Annotated in this window: 5 protein-coding genes and 1 pseudogene; 5 read left to right on the top strand and 1 reads right to left on the bottom strand. The window is 68.6% G+C overall.

The window, feature by feature from the left end:
* Nucleotides 1-119: 119 nt before the first annotated feature.
* Nucleotides 120-362: a hypothetical protein gene (locus AB0H42_RS30845; protein WP_357062485.1), complete on the bottom strand. Its 243-nt coding sequence runs from the start codon at nucleotides 360-362 to the stop codon at nucleotides 120-122.
* Here AB0H42_RS30845 and AB0H42_RS30840 point away from each other — a divergent pair.
* From AB0H42_RS30840 to AB0H42_RS30820, 5 genes and pseudogenes are all read left to right on the top strand, one after another.
* Nucleotides 304-450, top strand: a pseudogene (locus AB0H42_RS30840) (helix-turn-helix domain-containing protein); the annotation flags it as partial. The gene AB0H42_RS30845 and the pseudogene AB0H42_RS30840 overlap by 59 nt on opposite strands.
* Before the next feature lie 25 nt (nucleotides 451-475).
* On the top strand, nucleotides 476-769 hold the full coding sequence (locus AB0H42_RS30835) for a DUF3048 domain-containing protein (protein ID WP_357062483.1): 294 nt from the start codon (nucleotides 476-478) through the stop codon (nucleotides 767-769).
* A gap of 1,225 nt (nucleotides 770-1,994) precedes the next feature.
* Nucleotides 1,995-3,497, top strand: a complete 1,503-nt coding sequence (locus AB0H42_RS30830; protein WP_357062481.1) for a hypothetical protein — start codon at nucleotides 1,995-1,997, stop codon at nucleotides 3,495-3,497.
* A 4-nt stretch (nucleotides 3,498-3,501) separates the two neighbouring features.
* Entirely contained in the window at nucleotides 3,502-5,286 is a 1,785-nt protein-coding gene (locus AB0H42_RS30825) for a hypothetical protein (protein WP_357062479.1), read from the top strand.
* A 9-nt stretch (nucleotides 5,287-5,295) separates the two neighbouring features.
* Nucleotides 5,296-20,727: a hypothetical protein gene (locus AB0H42_RS30820; RefSeq protein ID WP_357062477.1), complete on the top strand. Its 15,432-nt coding sequence runs from the start codon at nucleotides 5,296-5,298 to the stop codon at nucleotides 20,725-20,727.
* Nucleotides 20,728-20,858 lie beyond the last annotated feature (131 nt).

The raw sequence follows: 20,858 nt of genomic DNA, 5'->3' as shown, positions 1-20,858 counted from the left end.
TCAACCAACTACCGGAGACCTCGCCACATCACCAACTTCTCAACCCGGACAACGGGTTCCATCCCACACCATCGGGCTTATGAAACGCGGCCTAGTGTTCCGCGCCTGAAATCCGTTGGCTAGTCGTAGGATTCGTCGGTGGCGAGGACGGGGCGGCCGAGATCGGGTCCGGAGTTGGTGGTGACCGAGGCGCAGCGTCGGGAGTTGGTGCGGGGTGCGCGGTCGGCGACATCGACGCAAACGTATGCGTTGCGGTGCCGGATCGTGCTGGCGTGTGCGGAGCCGGGTGCAGCGAACGCGCATGTGGCGGCAGCAGTAGGTGTCACGCCGATGACCGTGGCGAAGTGGCGTAAATGGTTCATCGAACACGGCTTGGCCGGGCTCGCCGACGAGCCCCGGCCGGGCCGGCCGCCGTCGATCCTGCTGGACCGGGTGGAGCAGGTGCTGGCGTTGACCCTGGAGCAGACTCCGCGTGATGCCACGCATTGGTCGCGGTCGTCGATGGCTGAGCCGATGTGGTCTACGTCGAGCCGGTCGAGGGTGGTTGAGCCGGTTGGCCGCGGTGTTCTCGACCGACAAACCCCCGGTGATCGGACCTGTCCGAAGCGTGCGGGAAACGGATCTGACGTTGTTGGACCAGTTCGGCAACCCGACGTTGGCATCCTCTGGTGCCGCACCTGAGCTGGTCGCCGCCGTCGATCGCTCCTCGCTCCAGAACGCCTCGGCCGATCGGAAAGCCTGCGGCGTACTACCGCGACTACAGTCGTGAGGCTCCGCACAACTTGTTCGTTCGCTCGGATCAGTTGCCGGTAGGGGGTGGATGGCCGTCGGCTTCGCAGCTGCATTTCGGTCCTGCGCCTGCAGGTGGCACGCCCACGCAGTATCAGGAAGCGCGGTATCCGGGCGCGCGCATCGAGGACTTGACCTCTGAGCTCGGCCCCACGACGACCAGGTCATGGTCTGCCAGCGCAGGCTCGCCGAATGCGTTCTCCACCTCGGTGGGAAAGTGGAGGCACTCGACCGTCTGGAGCGGTTGCGCGGACACATGGAGTCGCGCTACGGCGAGTCGGATCGACGGGTGGTCGAGCTGGCGGGAACCATTGCGGCTATCCGGTCGTGACGTCGCTGCCCGTGGATCCGCCTTTACGAAGCACCAGCAGGCACGCGCCGCTGCGGTGGGCCAGCACCGTGGGTGCCGCCACTCTCTTCGGCGCGGTCGGTCAAGCGTTCGCCGACGTCGAATATGCGGTGAAGGCCTTCTTCGAACGGGATGGCGGAGGGGGATGAGAATAATCCCGCTGAACGATGGAACCGATCGGGGTGCTCCGATGTCCAACCGGATGAAGGATCGAAGATTCCGTCAACTGGGGGTAGGCGAATGGCGAAGCCCCTTCTGGGTAGCGCCGACCTGCTGGACATACCGCTGAATAGCGGCTCGATCAACGGAAGTGGGGAATTTCAGCGGTCGAATCACGATAGAGCCGGGCGTTTTCCGCACGCCGCACCCAGGTGGGGGAGGTCGCCACACTCTTGTCTGTACTCCGTGGCCGGCCATCCGAGCCTGGACAGATTGACCGGAATCGCAGCTACCGGCGCGTGAACAAGGGGTTATCCGGGCCCGGTGTGAGACCCGGAGTGGGCGTGCGGCGAGGGCCCCGCCGTGGTCACAGCGGCGGGCGGCGGTCGATGCGACCCCGAGGATGCGGCCTGTGCACTGGTGACAAGAGAATGCTGTCGAAATGTCGTGGGAGCACAAAGTTTTAACGATGCTCAACGTATTCGTTGCTGGATATGAACCGCTTCAGTATTGTGATTCGCGCCGACTTGTTTCGTAAATCGACGACTGTGCCGAGAATGTGGAGTGTCCTGCTGATCCGCGTTCGACGTGTGAGCCGACTCATCGGTGAGACGCCCTCCGGGTCCGGAATATCGATAAATGGGAGTGTGTCAGATTGGGGGGCGAGATGTCCCGACACGGCGCGGAGCTCGCGGGCATGGTCGACGCGATCGCGCGAGGACTGCCGGCCTTTGCTCCCGTCGGCTGGCGGCGGCTCGAGGCGTGGTTCGCAATGACCGTCGTGTGCCGGTCTGCGGTCCTGCTGGCCGATACGGATGCGGGGCCGGTGCGGTGTGCTGTGCCGGAGACGGTGTGGGATGCGGTGCGGCAGCATCGGGCGGTATCGGCCGAATCCGGCGACGGGCCGTGGTGGCGGTTGCTGGTGCGACTGGACGGGGAGGACGTCGAGACCCACCGCGACGACGGTGCGGAACCGTTCCCAGGGGAGCAGCTGTTCGCCCCTGAAGCCTATCTAACCGATCTGGAACGGTACCCGCGGCAGCGGCTGCCGGTGTGGCTGGCGGCCTACCTCCGGCGCGGCGCCGGACCGGCCCGGACACCGGAGCGAGCGGCGGCGGCCGTAGAGAATGACCGCGGCACCGGCGTGCGCGCGGCTGCGGTGGGCGGCGAATTGCCCGACCTCGCGGTGCTTTGGGCGCGGTGGGTGGTGTTGTCCGCTGCCTTCGTGGCGGCCGGGCTGGAGCTGGGGCCACGGGTGGGGCCGTCGGTCGGTGTGTTCGAGGGAGCGGGGCGCAGTGGTTCGACACTGACTCTGCTGCCCCACGATCGGGCGGTGCTCTCGGGTGGTGTGTGGGAGGCGCCGATGCTCGACGCCGTCTACAATTTCGGCGCCGAAATGCCGAATCTCTTCGCCGGCGCACCGAAATGGGTGGCCGACCCGGTACTCAACCCACGGGCTGCGACCGGGCTGCTGACATTCTGTTATTGGTGGCACGATGGGCGCTGGCATCGCGGCGAATCCGACCCGGTCCCGCAGTGCGTACCGGCGATTCCGGCGGTGTGGACGGTGGAGGCGGTGGCCGGGGTCATCGGCAGTGTGGCCGGCGCCGGGGCCGCCGGGGCCGAGGAACTGGTCCTCGCCGGGCAAGACCGGTCGGTGACCCGGGCCGTCGTCGAGCGGGCCTTCGGATCCGCGGATCGGGTCGATCTCGACGGCGCCCTGCTCCAGTTCACCATGGCGGGGCTGGAGGCTGCCGATGGTGATGGGAATCCCCGGGCCGAGCCGGAAGCACCAGCGGCGGAGGATGTTCGGGACAAGGATGCCACCGGTGCGGAGGCGACCACTCGTCACGGGGCCGAGAGTGCCGGGCCGGGAGAGGAACGCGCCGCCGCGGCCGCGGGCGCTGCGATCTCGGCGGAGACCGCTATCGGAACGGTGCGGCAGCACATTCGACGGCATGGCCACGATACGACCGGCTATCCGCTATCGACGCTGCGGGCCGAGCGTGTCGGCATGGTGTGGGTGGTGCGGGCGCCGGCGCCGGACGGTGACATCGCCTTGGACCGTGCGGTGTTCTATGTCGCCCCGGATGCCGTGGTGGAGCGTTCGACCTCGTCGGTGCCGTGGGCGGTATTCGCGCCGCGGGTCGAGGAACGATTCCGGCGGCGCCGGGCCGGTCCGGCGGATTCGGGCGAGTAGCGGTATGGCCGGCGAAATCGAGCTGGATCCGGGTGAACTGCTGCGGCAGTCTGCCCGGCTGGCCGAACTCGGCGCGCAGGTCGGCCGTGCCTGCGCCGACCTGCGTGATTCACTGGACTTCGCCCACGGGTGCTGGGGTGACGACTATATGGGCGACGCGTTCGCGAAGGACTTCACCCCCAATGCCGAGCAGTTGCTGGCCGGTCAGCAGGCCATGGCGGACGGCTTGCGCGATACCGCCGCGGCGATCCGCAGTGCCGCTGACCGATTCGCGATGGACGATCGGGAGTCCGGTCGGCGCATAACGCAGACGCCCGGCCCCGGCGACGAGACGCGTTTCGCGTCGGCTCGCGATACCGAGCCTTCCCTGCCCCGGACGGTGACCGAGCCCCAGGCGGCTCCGGACCGCCGAGCGCCGGCGGAATCGGCGACCCCGTCGTGGACGGAGCCCGGTATCGGTGCCGCGCCACCGGAGACAGCACCGACCGGGGTGTCGAATTCCCCTGCCGCTCGAGTGCCGCCGCGGAGTGACAGGCCGTCGGCCCCCGCTACCCAGGCCCCCGGTACCCAGGCCTCCCCTATCTTGGCGCAGCCGCGTGGAACCGGCCCCGTGAACGCACCGAGTCGTAGCAACCCATCCCGCTGGGTATCGGCTCCCGGGGCGACCGGTCTCCCGGCGCCGCGGAACCCGGCGCCGGCCGGACCCAACCGAGTCGACACCGGACCCCGTGCGGAGTCCGCCCGTCCGACGCGTCTCGGTTCCGGCGGAAGCCCCTGGAGCGAACGTTCGCCGAATATGCCGGGCCGGCAGCCGCCGGTCGGGGCGAATCCGCAAAACGGTTCGCCCCCGCCGGGATCCCAGCCGCCGCGTGGCAACGGCCGCCGTCCCGCCAACGAGCGACCTACGGAGAACCTCGATCGTTCGCCCGTGTCGGCCTGGCTGGCGCAGATGCTCGTGCGGTCGCACGGTGTCGAGGTCGCCGGGTTCGATCTGCCGGACCTGGCGGAGCAGCCGGTGCGGGAGTTCGCCGCGGCCGTCGACCGAGTGCTGACGGACTATCCGATGATCGTTGTCGATCGCGTCGCCGTGGCCGAGCTGGGCGACGATGCGGAGCCGGTGCAGTGGCGGCAGGAACGGCGAATATCGGCGACGATCCGGTCGATCATCCTCGACCGCCGTGCGGCGTGCACACCGGGCGGCCCGGTTACCGCGGCGTCGAGCGATATCGCCGCTGCGCAACCGGACAACACCGGCGGCGTGCTCGACGACACCGCCGACGCGCGATCGAGTGATTCTGCTCGAGCACAACCGGAGGACGCCCCTCGCGAGCAATCGGGTGGCACTGCTGTCGGGGAATCGGGTGGTGCTGTAGATGGGGAACCGGCAGCGATTGCCGCCCGGGAACCGGATGGCACGGCCCCCGCCGTGCTGGATGATCCGGCAGCAGGATCCGGTGGTGCGGGGATCTACGCGGAGACCGTTCGTGCTCTCGGTCCGGCGCTGGACAGCGCCGGTGGCGGCGCCGCCGGGGCCGGTGCGCGGCGGGCGCTGGTGGCCGACTACATGAGAGCGGTCGAGGGCCGCTACACGACGCTGGCCGAGCTGGTACGCGGATATCGCCAGTGGCGTGCCGAATTGGCCGGCGCGACGGACGACGCAGGCCGATTCGACGTGCAGCTGGCCATTCGTGCGGGATTCGCCGAGGTCGTACTGCGGGGCGGCGAGGCGAGTGCGCCGGCGCAGACGCTGCATGCGCTGTTGGTAGACGCCGCACATCAGCGGGACTAGGTGGCGCGGGTGTTCGAGTCGACATTGCTGAATCCCGTGGTGGCGCTGCGGGATGAGTTCGAGGGGCTACCGGATTTCGTGCGGTTGCCGATCGAGATGGTGGTGTTCGGGGGGATGCTGCCGAATACGGATATCTCGCAGATGCGGTGGATGGCCGAGGAACTGCGCACCGATGCCGCCGCGCTGGGCGAACATGCCGAGGACGTGAAAAACATTCTCGCGCAGGAGCATTCTATCGGCAGGTTCGGTGACGGGTTCCGCGATGCGTTGGATCAGCAGCAGGACGGCGCGGGCAAGCTGAGTGAGCAGGCTGTGGCGCTGGCCGATCAGGTCGATGCGGCCGCCAATGAGGCGGAGAAACATCTGTGTGTGATGTTCGTCTTCGCGATCGATCTTGCGGTGCGCCTCGTCGGGATGATGGTGGCGGCGTCGGCGTCCGGTCCGGCCGGGGTGGTGGCGGCGGCGCCCTCGGCGCAGGCCAGTCTGCTGGCCGGGCGGGCGCGGGTCGCCGCCATGCGGGCGGCGTGGAAACAGACGTATGAGCGGATCGCGGCGAATACTGCGGCGCGGATGCCGAAGGTAGGCCCGGGGCGGTTCGCGGTGGTGGCGGTAGCCCAGGCGGCGGGGTTCACCGCCGGGGTGGATGCCGGTGTGCAGGGGCTGCAGGTGGCGGCCGGGCATCGCGACCCGCTCCTGATGGGCGCGGACGGTACCAACCCGACCGGGATCGACCTGAGGTCGATCGGATTGGCCGGCTTTGCCGGTGCGGCCGGTGCGGCGGGCGGTATGTTGGCGGCCCGGCACGCGCACACAATCTTCCCGGCGGTGGGCTCCAGCCCGATGCTGGCGGGTCTGGTGCACGGCACCGCGGGTGCGGTGTCCGGTCTGGGTGCCACGGCGCTCGTCGCCGGCTGGCCGCAGCATTACACAGAAATACTGGGCACCCTGGTCAACGGCGGATTCTCCGGTGCGGTATATGGCCGCGCCGGGACGCCGAGACCGGGAGGTGTTGCGCAGACGGTGGACGGCAGCGGGGGTTTTGTTCACCCGGCCGCCGGTTCGTCCTGGGACGTGGGACCTTCGGTAGCGCGCGGGATTTCCCAGCAAGCCCGGGCGGAGTGGGCGGGCGCGGAAGCGGCGTGGACGTCCGGGGATCGGACCGGGGCGACGGTGCGGGATTCGGCGGTCTCGGCAGACGGCATATCCGGTGCGCCCGCGGCGCGCTCGGCTGCCGTGACCACGTCCGCCCCGGATTCGGTTCCGGGAGGCGAGCCGGGGCACGCCGAGAAGCCCGGGTCGGCCGGTCGTACCGATCCGTCCGCGGTGGACCGTCCCGCGTCCGCGTCCGCGGCGGCCCAGCCGGCGGGATCGGTTCCTGGTGTGGTGGAGCGCGCGGAGCCGGTGTCCGCCGCGGCGCGCGCGGAACCGGTAGCCGCCCTGGGCCCTTCGGGTCGTGAGGCCGTGGCCGACCCGATCTGGGCGTCGCCGGATGAGCGGGGAACCGAACCGGGGGTGGCCGCCGCGCACCCGAATCAAGCGGCGGTGGCAGCTGGTCCGGAGTCCGTGGCCGTCCGGGTCGAATCATCGGGCGCCGCAGCAGGTGCAGATGCTGCCGGGACCGGGGGACGCCCCGAGACCACAGGTGCTCCGGGCCGCCCCGCGACGGCGATGCCGGCAGTCCGGGTCGACACGCCGGCAGTCGACGGTGCTCAGCGCAGTCCTGCGGGGGACCGGATGCCGGGGGAGGCGCCCCGGACGGTGTCGGCGGCCGGGGAAACCGCACCACCACCGAGGGGCACGGACACCGCCGCGAACCGTCCGCACGCCTCGACTGCTACTGCCTCGACCAAATCTGCCTCGGCCCGTCCCGCGGCCGAGGCAGGCGCCGCGGGCGATCGCCCGGTGCCGCGTGGCGCGGACGGCGGTACCGATGCCGGCCGGAATGGGATGGGCACCGATGCCGGTCGGGTTCGCTCGTCCGACGACGGACACACCATCAGCGCACAGGCGGGCACCGACGGCGTCGGAAGCGAACTTGCTACGGCGGGTGGGGAGAACACCTCCGGTGAGCGGGTGGGTCGGGCCTTCGATTCGGGCGAAACCATCCGTGAGCCAAGCGCTTCCGTTGACCCCGCCGTCCCGGGTGAGTCGGATGCTTCCGGTGACCGTGCACCCGCCGGCGATGCCGAGTCGGCGGGGGCGGCCGGCGATCGAGTCCCGGAGGGGCCGACGTCGCGCGAGCGCGCCGAGGAGGTCCTGGCCGATTTCCATGCCCGCTCGGCCGAGCACCTTCCGGCGAAACTGCGCTTGTCCAACCTGTCCGACGAGGCGGTGGCCGCGGGGCTCTTCCACGGGGGTGAGCGGGATTCGCTGATCGCGGGGATGGAGATCATCCGGCGCCAGACCGTGAGCGAGCAGATCCCCGGCGGCATGGTGGTGCGGCACACCCAGCTCGAGGGTGCGCTCGAGCTGGCGGCCGGGCGACCGGTGGAGATGCTGCCGGGGCAGGGCAAAACGCTGATGTTCATGCTGCACGCGATGCGGCAGGCGGTCAGCGAGGGATCGGTGCTGCTGGTGACGACCGCCGACGGGCTGGCGCATCGTGAGTTCACCGAGTACCGGCGGGTGCTCGAGCCCTTCGGTATCGATGTGCTGCGGGCCGATCAGGAGTCCGGGTTCGGACATGAGCCCGGTCGCCCCACGATCGTGGTGGCCACTGGCGAGACGGTCGGGCATCTGTGCAATTCCGGTCGGGAGGCGCCGCCGCGCAGCGTGGTGATCGATGAGATGGACGCCGTCGTCGACCGCGGCGAGAAGACGTTCATCCGTTCGGAGAGCCAGTCCGAGGCGGCCGCGCGGCCGACTGCTCGGGCAGTGTTCGATGCCCATGATTTTCTGGCCGACGCGCTGGCGAAGGGGCAGTTGTCACATGCAGATTTCGGTCTGAAACGCCTCGTCGAAGAAGTCGATGTCGAACTGCCCGGCGGAACCTTCGAGATCGGGGCCGACTACTGGTACGACGGGCAGGCGAGTCTCACCCCTGGTGGGGTGGAGAAGGTGCAGGCGCTACCGGGCGGGCAGCGCTGGCTGCAGGACATGGGGCGCTCGCGGCTGGAGATGGCTGCCGCCGCCGAGTTCACCACCCGCAACAAGACCCACTATGTGATGGATCAGGGCAAGATCGTCATCATCGATCAGGGCGAACACGGCCTGCAGCGCAATCCGAAGACCTCGAGTGAAACCCGGTGGAGCGCCGAGGAGGGCAAGGCCGGTCTCGCCCAGGCCGTGGAGGCCAAGGAAATCCGCGCCGCCGAGGCGATCGGGATGAGCGCCGAACAGCACGGGATCGTGCTCCGCGCCGACACCGACTCCGCCACAAGTATCACTGCCGCCGAGATCTACGGCACCGATCGCTTCTTCGACCACGTCACGGGCGCCTCGGGCACCCTCGCCGACCTCGGTGGCGTCCTGAAAACCGTTTACAACCTCGACGCACCGCACCGCGTCGACCCCTACAACCCCCTTCGGCTGGTCGAGGGCACCCCCGAGGTGCACGAGAACACCCGGGCCAAACTCCACGCTCTCGCCGAATCCGCCCACACCATGTGGGACGGCGGCCACGGCCGGTTCCAGGAAATCCTGTGCCACCGTAACGATCTGGTGGAAAAGCAGGTGAACGCGCTGGTGCGGGCCGGTGTGCCGCGCGAGGCGATCGAAGCCGTCGACGCCACCCGGATCGCGAAGTGGGGTGCGGACTGGGAAACTCGGCTGCAGAACGTTTTCGACGCCGCCGGTGCGCAGGGCAAGATCCTGGTGATCAACCGGCAGGGCCAGCGCGGCGTCGATATCTCTCCCTCCGACGAGGTGCTCGCCCAGGGCGGCATGCACGTCTGGATGACAGAGGTCCCCGAACAGTCCTACATCTACGAGCAGGGCAAGAACCGTACCGCGCGCAACGGCGCACCCGGCAGCGCGCAGGCATTCATGTCCCCACAGGACGGGATCATCCGCAACGCCGTGCACCTGACCGGGGTCCGCGAAACCGTGGTGTCCTACGAACAGGCCGTCGGTGCACACCGCGCGGACCCGACCTCCGAAACACACCACGCCGTAGTCGAGTCCGCGGACGCGCTGGCCTCGCTCGTACCCGGGCTGCAGGAACGCGCCCACCATCAGCAGACCGCGCAGTTCCTGCTCCGCTACGCCCCCATCGCCGAGCCCGAGGCGCTCCTCGAGGCGGTCACACCGTGGCATCCGGACAACGCCGACCGCGCGGGGCCCGACACCCCCGCCGACCGCGTGCGCAGGCTGGCCGGGCTGCTCGGTGTTCCCTCTTCCGCACTTGCCGCTGCGGCAGCGTCCATGCCCGAAGACGACGCGATCAGCGGGGACAACGATTCCCACACCGACAGTACGCATGCCGACACCACCGACGCCGTCGGCGCACATCGTGGCTCCACCCCTGTCGCCGATGCTGTTCGGGACACAGGCGCAGCCGCGGACGAAGCTACTCGCATCGCCGGAACTCGTACCGCCGAGCAGGCTGATCCGCTTCGCGAACTCCTGCAACGCGCCGCGGTCCCACCCGCAGCGGTCGAAGCTCTGCACCAGTACATCGACGCCACCGCACCCGGCCGAGCCGTCCGGTACGCGCTGCTCACCGACGAACAGGCCCTCGACCGCCTCACCTCGCGCCGCGCACAGCTCGCCGCAGCCCTCGGCTGGGATGCTGCGGATGTCGAAGGCGCCGAGGGCCTGCGCCAGGTCGGCGATGCCGCAACCGCCGCCCAGCGCGAACTGGCCCGGGCGCTGACGGCGGCGGCCGATCCCGGGCCAGCCGCCGAGCGAGGCCCCGGACTCTCCTCCGACGTGTCTCCCGCACTCGCCGAGGTCGGCATTGCCACGGCCCGCGACGTCCTGGGCGAAGCCCTCATGGTCGAGGTATCCGGCGGAGCGGCGAACCGGCAGTACGGCCCGGAAGCCCAAGCGGCAACCGCCCGCGCCGACCGAACCGTTCCCGACGCGGACGTCGTCGAAGCGGCCGCGCACTATCTCGCCACCACCGCCCTGCTCGACCTGATCACCGCGATCCACCGCCGCAGCCCCAACAAGTGCGTCGACAACGGCGTCACCGGTATGCGCGTGCTCTTCCCCGACAAAGCCGACCACTTCACCATGCCACCGGGCGGACTCGCTTTGCGGGGACGCGACTGGGACACCACTCGACGATCGTTCCGCAACGGCGCACCGCAAGAGTCCCGCTCGCTCGACGACGCCGTCGCCTCGTTGAACCAACGCCCCGGAGGTGCCCAGGTCCTGGTCTACCGGTGGAAGAATTCCGAGGGCCGCAGCACCGACGCCGACAACCATCTCGTCGTACTGGTCAACGACAGTAGCGACCCCGCCCGGCCGAACCTGAAAGCGGTCGACCTCGCCGCATCGCCGGACGGCGACTACACAGGCGATTTCGGCCCCGAACACCTCGCCGACCGCCGCGCCCTGCTCAACCGGGCCGTCCCCTTGGCCACCTGGCAGCGTGAGCAAGAGCGCTACCTCGGCAGGCTGCCCACGGCCGACCGCCGCTTCTGGACCATAGACTTCGACGCGGCCGGTGAACTCGTGCCCACCAGCGACGCCGGCACCGCAGCCAGGACCGAGCGGCCGGAAGCGAGTCCGGAACAGGAGCGGGCAGTCGAGGAAGCGCCGGCGCCCGTGACCGATGCCCGGACACCACAGCAACCCGACCGGCCACCCGGATCGAGCATCGACGCTTCGAACTCCGTACGCGGCGCGGAGCCCGCCCTTGTCGGTACCCGTCCATCCGAGGACGCAGCCCCTGGCGAGCCCGCGGCAACCGCACGACAGTCGCAGTCCGCGGACGCCGAGATCGAGGCCGGGGCCGATGCCGGTGAGCCGAACTGGCGGGTGCGACGCCTGCGGGACGAGATCGAGCTGACGCGGTACCTGTATCACAAGGAGGAGACCAAGCAGGCGGCGCGGGCGATGATCGTCCGCATGCGCGAGGTGCTCACCGCATTGCACCCGGATGCCACCGCGGACCAGATCGAACGTGCATTCCTCGCACCGGAGCGAGTCATGGACGGGATGGTGCCGCGCTCGGTGTCGTTGGATGAGCTGCTGGCGGACGGAAACCTCCGACAGCTGATGCAGGCGTTGTACAACCCCCTCGTGCGCCGGGGTGATCTGGTGCCGGAGTTCGAGGGGACCGAGTTCGCCGTGCCGATGCTGTATGCCGGTCTCGCGCGCTTGATGAACGAACGCGGTAACCAACAGAGCTGGGAAGAAAGAGCCCGGGAGCTGGGACTCGATGATGTCGCCCTGCGGGAGGTCCGAGACCGGATCACCGGTGGCGACCCGCAGCGTGATGTCGGCGAAGGGGAGCTGAAGGACATTGTGAATCAGGCCCACGATGCCCCCGATCTCGACGACATCGTGGCCGAACGCGCCTGGAGCAGTGCGGAGGAGCGCGAGTTCGGCCTGCGGCAGCAGGCGCGCCTGGGGATCACCGTCCAGGACTGGGCGCTGCTGGGAATGCCATTGTCACCCTGGGAAATCCAAGTGATACCCGGTGAACTGGTGGCACTGCGCAAGAGCCGGCTCGACCCCCGCCGGGAACTGCGCCGCGACGAGCACGGACTCGTCCGCGAGGATATCCTCGAAGACCGCCTCCGCTTCGAGGATCGGCTCCGCAGTGGCAGCGGAATCACCGATACCGTCAGGCCCGTGCGCTTTGTCATTGCCACGTACGCCTATGACGACAACGGTCGCCGGATGCGGGACGAAACGGGCGATGCAGTGGTCACCGATGTCTTCGTCTACCGCGACGCCGGAGTGGTCGATGCCGAAACCGCCCTGGCGCTCGACCCCGGTGAGTTCGCCGTTCCGCTCCCCTGGGGAACCGGTTCCTCGAAGGTGACGTTCGACAAGGAAGGCCGGTTGTTCCGGGAACTCGCTGTCGAACAGGGCATCCCGCTGCTGGCCGGGATCTCGGGCACTGCCGCCCGGTTTGCTTCCGCATTCCGGTGGCTACGACCAGCGGGCGTCGGCCCCGTGGATTTCGCCGGGGCGATTCTGGCCAAGCTGTCACCGATCCACCATTCGATGTACGAGCAGCTCCGCGGTATGCAGTTGGCCGGTCTGCGGCTGCCGCTGGTCGACGAAGCTGTATCACGGGCCCGCTACGGCGCTATGAACGAGATGTTCGCGGCCCTGTCCGAACAATTCGACCGCCCTCCGCTACACCGTGTCCCCGAGATCGCCCCGTTCACTCCGCCCGATGACGACGGCACACCGCGAGCGACGACCGAACGCGATGAGATCGGGTCCCCCGGAGCGATCGGACGCACACGGAACGAGCCGGGTGGGGACGATGCCGGGTCACCTGGGTGGATCGGGAGCAGACCCTCCGATTCCGCCCCTCGTCCGGAGGAGTCGTCGAGTGGTGAGTCGCGGGGACTCGATCCGGTGGGACCGGTCGATGCGCGATCGGGACTGCCGGCTTATGTCGAGCCCGATGACGACCTGTATCGGCGGGCGAAGGAAATTCTGGCGGATCACTGGGGGAGTGGAACCGATCCCGGTGATCTTGTACCACTCCGGCAGGTGAATCGGCGTGCGGGTCGCTCGGCGCGGGTTGCCGGTGCCACGGCGAGCCTCGCGGCCAGGAATGCCCTCCACGTCCAGAATCTGAGCGGCAACGAGCTGCGGACCCTGTTGCGGGCGTGGCCCGAATTCGTCGGTAGAGCCGGCGGGTTTCCGCGAGAGGTACGCGATCAGGCCAATCGGTGGGCCCTGGCCAGGGCGATTGCCGGGTTCGAGGATGCGGAGTCCGCTGATCGGCTGTCTCGCCGTGATCGGGCCCTGCGGGACCATGTGTTCAATGCCCGGGATCTGTTGGTCAGAGCGAGAAACCGCGCAGTGACGTTGGATACGCCCGGGGTCCCGGCGCCCTCGGTGCTGCTCGAATGGTTCGATGCCGAGGACCCGGGTGCCGGATCGGCCATCGTCTCGATCGGTAGTGCGGACCCGGTGGCGGAGGCGTGGCATGTGGACGGGTCGGCCGGGAATCTGCGGCGGCTCGATCAGCGTGTGCAGTTGGCGGCCAACCATTACGAGGTGGCCGCCCGGGCGAATCCGGATCGGCCGGTACGGGTCGTGGTGTGGTCCGGGACCGACGGCCATCGCCTGGCAGCCGATATGGCGGCGCTGACCACCGTGCCCGCACCGGCGCCGGTGGTACGGACCCAACTGGTCGTCCACGGCGAGGGCGGTCGCGCGGCGAAGAAGGCACTGTCGTACGAGGCGATTACCCGGGCCGTCGACTCGGTGGTCGTCTGTGGCATATCGAATATCACCGCGCTCGGTGATCGGCCGGCGGACCTCGAATCGCATACGAAGCTGTACTTCGGAACAGCGTCTCAGCCGGGTAGCCCCGCCGAGCCGGTGCCCTGGGCGGGCACGCAATTCTCCTGCCGGTTCCCGTTGGGAAACTTCGGTCAGGCGAACAGCCTGGCGCGCAGCGCACGCATCCGGATGCTGCCGGATCTCAAGCTGGCGTTCGAGTTCGGCAAGCCGCTCGCCGATGAATTCTTGAGCTATATCGACGAGCGCGTCCACGTGCCGACGGAAGCACTGGGAAACCTGGGCGCGATTCTGGCCGATCGTCCGGACCTGCTGGCGCTGTACAGCCCGTCGGCGCGACCGGTCGGTTTCGCGCACTACCTGCGGCGCGGAGCGGGCAGCCGCCCAGAGTCGCCCTACGACGACATCCTGCCCCGGGATCCGAGCACCGGCAGGCCGACCCCGGACGCGACCGAGGCGGATCGTGTGCTCGCCGCGGCGGCAATCGCCGAATACGAAGGCCGGCCCGCCGACCCCACGGTCCTGCTTCATCGCGGGCTTCCGGACGACTTCATCCGGGCGGCCGAACTGGCCCGCCGCAACCGGGACTGGTGGCAGAACCTGACCAGCGAACACCAGCGCGCCATGGTGGCCGCCCACCCGGAGGTCATCGGGAACGCACCGGGAATTCCGTCCGGGGTGGCCACCTACGCCAACGAGTACCAGCGCCGGCGGACCTGGTCGGACATCCGTACAGACGTTGTCACGGCGGGTGTCGGCAAAGGCTTCGGGATAGGCATCGGGAAGAGCGACCGATCGGCGGTCTTCCGGAATCTCTATGCTGTCGAGGAGGCGCTGACTCGTGCGGTCGCCGTCCACCGCGATATTCCGCAACCGATCGTGTCCACGACCGCGCTGGACCCGGCAGCTTTCGGCGGCAACGGATCCGGGTCGTTCGTCATCGGCAACAGCACACCTGAAGACGCCGACCACGTGATCTGGTACGTGGACGGCGTGAACACGCGGCTGCAGACGCTGTTGTTCCGCCTGGAGCAGGTGCGGAACCTGTACGAGGAGATGCTGCGAACCGATCCCTCGGCGTCGATCGCGGTGGTGTGCTGGCTCGGATACGAGGCGCCGGCGAACCTGAAGGAGCATTGGGCCGCCACGCCGGCCCTGGCGGCGGTCGGTGGGCAGGCGTTCGCGCGCGATGTCTTGGCCCTGCGTGCGACGTCGGCTGCCACGATGTCGATGATCGGTTACAGCTATGGGTCGGTGGTGGTGTCGGAGGCTACCGTGGGCGGCCGGCTGGACGGCGTTTTCGAGCACGGCGTGGTGCTGGGTTCGCCGGGTCGCGGCCGGCGCTACGACCCCACCGCCGACCGCAGCTGCCGGAACAGATGGGTGATAGCGCAATCCGGCGATCCGATCCCCGCGCTCGGTGCGACCAGTCCCGACCTGCACGGCCGGCAGGTCGGTGTCCTGCCCCTCGGCCTGGGTGTCGACCCGGCGACCGATCCGACGGCGGTGCGGTTACGGGGCGAACGGTGCTTCCCGGACACGCTGATGAGTCCCGACTACGGCCACATCCAATATTTGGGCTATGCGCTGCCCGCGGCGGCTCAGCCCAACGAGTCGCTGCACAATCTGGCGCTGGTCCTGACCGGCCGGGGTGAGGAGGCACTTCGCGAACAGCGCCGTCCCGTCGTCGACGATCCGCCGTGGACGCACAACCTGCATGCCCCCCTGATCGACCCGGCCGCCGACCGTCGTGCGCCGCAACTCGATCCGCCACCGGCGCTGATCGGGCGACGGCCCAGCCGCCGGAATCCGGTCACCGATACCGCGAGCGAACTGTCCGGGCGGACACCGACGCCGTGGAGCAGGACGCGACTCGGGGCGGATCGGGCCCCGATGCCACGCGATGATTCCGGGCAGCGGGGGCCGGTGACGGGCAACGGTCTCATCGGCAGTCGTCCCCCGTCCGAACCCGCCACCGGCCAGGAGGAACCCGAGGACGGTGTGTCGTACCGGTCGACGCACACCCCCGAATTCGTCGCCGACCCGGAAGCACTGCCCATCGACGTCCGGGTGATGATGCACCACTTCCTCGGCCGGCCTGCCGTCGCCACCGCCGGGCCTGCCGGTGCGATCGGGCGGCGACCGGGTTCGGAGCCGGGCCCGGCGCAGGCGGTGGCCGAAAACTTCCCGTTGCCCGGAAGATTGGACCGGAAAACCCGCCCGCACACCGCCGAGACCGCCGCGGAACTCGACCGGCTCGCCGAATTCGCCCAGGACCAGGCCGACTGGGCCAACACCGTGCTCGCAGATCTTCGTGGGCTCGAGCATCCCCCCGGCCCCGCCGATTGGGAGCGGGAGTTCTGGAAGATCACCGACCAGCGCACCACGACCACTGCCTCGGAGGCCGGACCGGACGCTTTGTCCGAAGCGATCGACCGGCCCCGCCGTACCAGACTCGGGGAGATTCCCCGCTACGGTGAAGGCCCGATATGGATTCCGGGGAGGCGAACGCCGATCGGATTGCCGACCTGGGCCCAGGGAACCTTCGCCGCCGCTGGTGCCCGGGCCCTGCGGCGATTCACCGCCGAGGGCGTCACGGGAGACATCCTCGAAACCCGCGTTCGCCTCACCGACGGCACGACCGCCCTCGGACGAAGGCTCATCCGCGGCGAAACCGCCGAAAACCTCGCAGAAGAAATCCGGCAGCGCCGCGCGGAACGTACGGGGAAACCCCCCTTCGAGGGACCGGCCCTGGCTCCTGGCCAGGTGTTCTCCGAAACGTCCGCCCAGGAAGAACGCACGCGAATCCTCGCCGACGCATTCGCCCAGCTCGCCGTGCCCGGCGAATTCACCACAGCCACCTGGGCCGAGATCGCCTACAAACTGTTCCACGCACCACAGCGAAAATCCGGGTCCGACGCGGTCATCCGGTCCTTCATGGCTGCTGTCGGAGTCCACCACCTCGGCCGGGTCCCCGATTTCCCCCACGATATCGATCTACTCGCGATGGTGACGAGCCAGGACGAATTCATCGCCCTCATCGTCGAACACGGCAACATCACCGGTGGAACAGGCAGCCGCCCGAGTACCGAGCCGGTCGGCGACGCCGCCGCGCCCGGCGGCGCGATCGGTCGGCGACCGAGTGACGATGCCGCGGCTGGAGCGGATCCCGGACCGGAGTGGGCGGCGGTCGAGGGCCTGCGGCGCGATGTGTTCGTAGTGCATACCACGATCGCCGATATCGGTATCGCTCTGCAGGCGGAGTTGCGGGCGTTGCCCGGCGGCGAGGACCACAGCGTGGTCGGGTTCGATCGGGCCGATGCGGATGTGGATATCGGCGAATTGCGGGTGTATGCGCAGGCGGTGCTGGATATCTGCACAGTCTTCCCCGGGCATACGAAGCGCTTGATCGTGCTCGATCGACACGACTTCGCGCGACACATCAGGACGTACGACTCTTCTTATCCCGCAGCGCGTCGGCGGTCGATCGTCCTGGATCTCCGGACCGGTCGATTGAGAGGCGAACCCAAGCGTTTCCCCATGGCGATCTCCCCGCTGGGGGAGCGTCGCGGTGATTCCGGAGAACGCGCGAGATATCTGTGGGCGGTGCGTGATCTGCTGCCGCATTTCGGTATTCCGGGTTGGAAGTACGCCGACCAGCTGGTGCTGCCGACGCTGATGGAATCCTTCGAGCAGGACTTCGCGGAGACTGCGCGGCCGGTCGAGAGACAGCGCGGTCCGCATCGGGAAGCATTCGATGATTGGCGGGTCCTGCAGGGGCTCGGCAGAGGCTACTTGATGCACCCGTTCGTCGGGGAGTACACAGTGGCCGTCGGGGTGGCTGCGGCATTCGCCGAGGGCCGTGCCATGGCGTACAGCCCCGCTGGGCGGCTGTACGAATTACTGGCTGCTCAGGACGGGATCGAGAAGCGCCCGATCACCGGGGACGCACCGATCGGTGAGCTGCGGGAGGCGACGAATGCCGAGAAGCTCGGGGTGCCGGCGGATCTGGTAGATGAATTCTCCGGCATCGGCGCCGATGCAGATCTCGGTGATCCGGATGCCGTCGCGCAGGTCAACGAGGCAGTGGGGGAGACGTTACAGGGACTCCTGCGTGGTGTCCCGGGACACGAGAACATCAAAGTTCTCGGTTTCGATTCGCCGCGTCTCGACACCGACGTGGTGAAAGAAGTCGCCAGGGCGATGGTCTGGCTGATGCGGACGTATCCGAATACCGATATTCGCGAGGTCGGTTTCGGAAGCCTCCGCTATATCGACGACGAAGCCAAAGCCGGGACCCTGCCGGTGCACGGTGCCGTCCGGTGTTACACCGAGTCGATCGTTTTCGACACCACATGGGCCGAGAGCGCCGGCGAAGTTCGCAAGCAGGCCCGGCGCACGGTCGATACAGGTCTGCATCCCGAGAGTTTCCTGCTGCGGCCGGTCATCGCCTATACCGCACACGAATACATGCACGCACTCGGCGTGGCGGGCAGCTACGACGGCGAAGTGGCCGCCCTCGAAGCCCTGGCCGATCTGTACCTCGCAGAGGAGCGCGGCGTACCGACGTCGGCCCGCTGGCTGGCCTGGCTGCGCACCGCGATCCCCGCCTACGGCTTCGACGAGGCCGGTCGGTTCATAGCCGAAGAATCGGTGGCCGACGGCGGAGCCGATGTAGCCCTCCGCCGCTATGTGCTCGGGCCGCACGCCGAGGTCCGAGCACCGAGCCTGGTCCAGCACGATCTCCTCGTCGAGGCCGCGGCCCGCAACGCGCAGCACGGCCGGTGGGAGTCGGTGCTGGACGCACACAGGCTCCGGCGCAATGAGTCCCTCCTGCAGCGCCGTCGCCGAGCCGACACAGCGGTCGGTGTCGCCGGTGAGGCGTTCGATGCCGCCAGGGCACGGGTTCTCGGTGCGGTGGATACCTCCGGTGATCACGCCGATTCCGATCGGCCGGACAAGCCGCAGCCCTCGGATGCCGGTAAGGGGAAGGGTCCCCGGTCCGGGGAGTCGCGGGGAAACCTGGACGACGGCCTCATCGGCAGCCGTCCCTCGTCTGTACCCCCCGCGCAGCGGTACGGGCCGGGGATCTCCGATGAATGGTCGGAGCTGATCGATGCGGGGACCTCGCGGCTGGAGCGCAACCATGCGATCGGTGCCCGGTTGCAGTCGGCGCTGCGTGCCATCCCCGGCCATGACGATGTGGTCGTGAAGTTCGACGATTCCCGGTTGACACCAGAGGTGCTCGCGGAGTTCGCGCGGGCGTGGGTGACCCTGTTCACCGGATTCCCGGACGTGGATGTTCCGGTCATCGAGCCGTCTGTCCTGTGGGAGGGTGAGGCGGTGTCGGCGTTCGCCTCCGATGATCCGCGGCGTACGCGGGTGGCCGGTTCGTCGGTAGCGCAGGGACCGCCGCAGGTGCTGGCGCTGTATGTGAATCGCCGGTTCTTCCTGAAACCGGACGTTTTCCGGTCGGAATCGGGCAAGACCGGCACACCGGATGATCCGTACGACGACTACTTCCTGGAACACGTGGACCGAGCCGTGGCCGCGGGTGAGCTGTCGGAGATGGTGTCGGTTCGGCCGGCCTACGCGGTCGCCGTGCTGGCATTCGCTGCAGCGCTGGATATTTCGCGTGGCCGTCAGGCTCATCCGGCCGTGGACGAATTGTTGCGCGAGGCATTCGCCGGTACGGGTCGCCCACAGCACGGGCCGGAGTTCCGGCGATGGCAGCTCGAAATGTTGCCGGATGCGTTCGAATGGTCCACGGGTGTACTGGACAAGTCGAAGGCGCTGACGCTGGGGCTACTGAGTACGGAGTTGCCCGATCAGGAGGAAGCACTGCTGACCGGGCTGGCCGGACTGCTGGATGCGGGGGACGGGTCGGCGCCGCGCAGCGTGGCCGCAACCGATACCGACCCCGTGCCCCTGCCCGAACCCGGGAACGCGGCATTGATGCCCGCCATGGTGATCGATGACGAGTGGGCGGCCCTGTCGACCGGGCACGACATCGCGACCCATCTGCGCAATATGCTGTATGCCGAAACCGGACGGCATTTCGAGGTGACCGGGTTCGATTCGGACCTGGACCTGGACGTGTTGCGGGAATACGCGCGGACCGCCTTCGAGTTCCGTGACGATCTGGCGGCCTACAACGTCCCCGAAATTGCCATCGTCGATACCAAGAAGGTGAGCGGCACTCGTTCATTGGGGTATGCCGAACGCGCCTACGACGAAAGGGCGATTCCGCGGCGATATGAATTCGAGCACCCCGACGGGCGTCCGGGCCGGCTCCTCCACGCCATGCGACTGGTGTTGGATCGCAACTACGCCGAGAACGCCGAGAATTTCTGGCGTGCCAAGACTATCGCGGCGGACAACGGCTATCACCCCGATAGCGGCCGGCATCGTCCTGTGCGAGCGGTAGTGTTGCACGAGCTCGGGCATGCAGCCGAATTCGCGGGGCATGGGGTGGCTCGCACACTGATCGCAAATGCGCTGCTGGGCCATTACATCGCGAAACACCTGGGCCCGGCCACGGAAGCCGGCTACCAGCAGTGGCTGCAGAGCAGGCTCTGCGGATACAGCTTCCACGCCGACGGGCAGCTGAACCCGGGCGAAGCGATTGCGGAAGCGTTTGCCGACGTCCGGTCGCGGGGTTACGAGAACGTCGGGGACGAGATCCGGATCATCTACGACCTGACGGTCAACGCCGCCGATAATTCACCGGCCGGGCGGGCGCGTCGATTCCTCGACCGCCGGCGATTCGGTGCCGCGCGGTATCACCGCCGAGCCGGCGGCACGATCACCCGGCGGCCCTCCGAGCCTATGGTCGGCGGCACTGATCCGCACGGAAAAGGCGATACGATCCAGGCTTCGGGAACCGGGCGTGATGGGTCGACCGGATTGATCGGGAACAGACCTGCCGAACCCGACACCCACTCGGCGGGGTCGGCGCCAGGTGATGGCCCGCGGCCGACACCGTGGACGCTCGGGCGACCCGGTTCCAGTGGTTCCCTGCAGGAAAACGACACCACAATGCCGGGTTTGCGACGCTGACCGGCCTCGAGCGGTGTGACGAGCAGGCTGACCGGCACCCCGATACAGGTCAGCAGGCCCAGATGGCCGCTCGCGTCCGCCGCGCTCACCCCGGCACATTCGTGCTTATGGTGTGGCTTGGTGTCCGGGGC

The sequence above is a fragment of the Nocardia sp. NPDC050799 genome (assembly GCF_040654015.1).
Classification (GTDB): Bacteria; Actinomycetota; Actinomycetes; order Mycobacteriales; family Mycobacteriaceae; genus Nocardia.
Note: the sequence above shows the minus strand (reverse complement) of the source record. Positions and strands in the feature narration are given on the sequence as shown.

Bases quoted from the DNA above. Each gene is read 5' to 3' on its own strand.
- AB0H42_RS30845 (WP_357062485.1), bottom strand. From the start codon at position 362: ATGAACCATTTACGCCACTTCGCCACGGTCATCGGCGTGACACCTACT.
- AB0H42_RS30835 (WP_357062483.1), top strand. From the start codon at position 476: ATGCCACGCATTGGTCGCGGTCGTCGATGGCTGAGCCGATGTGGTCTA.
- AB0H42_RS30830 (WP_357062481.1), top strand. From the start codon at position 1,995: ATGGTCGACGCGATCGCGCGAGGACTGCCGGCCTTTGCTCCCGTCGGC.
- AB0H42_RS30825 (WP_357062479.1), top strand. From the start codon at position 3,502: ATGGCCGGCGAAATCGAGCTGGATCCGGGTGAACTGCTGCGGCAGTCT.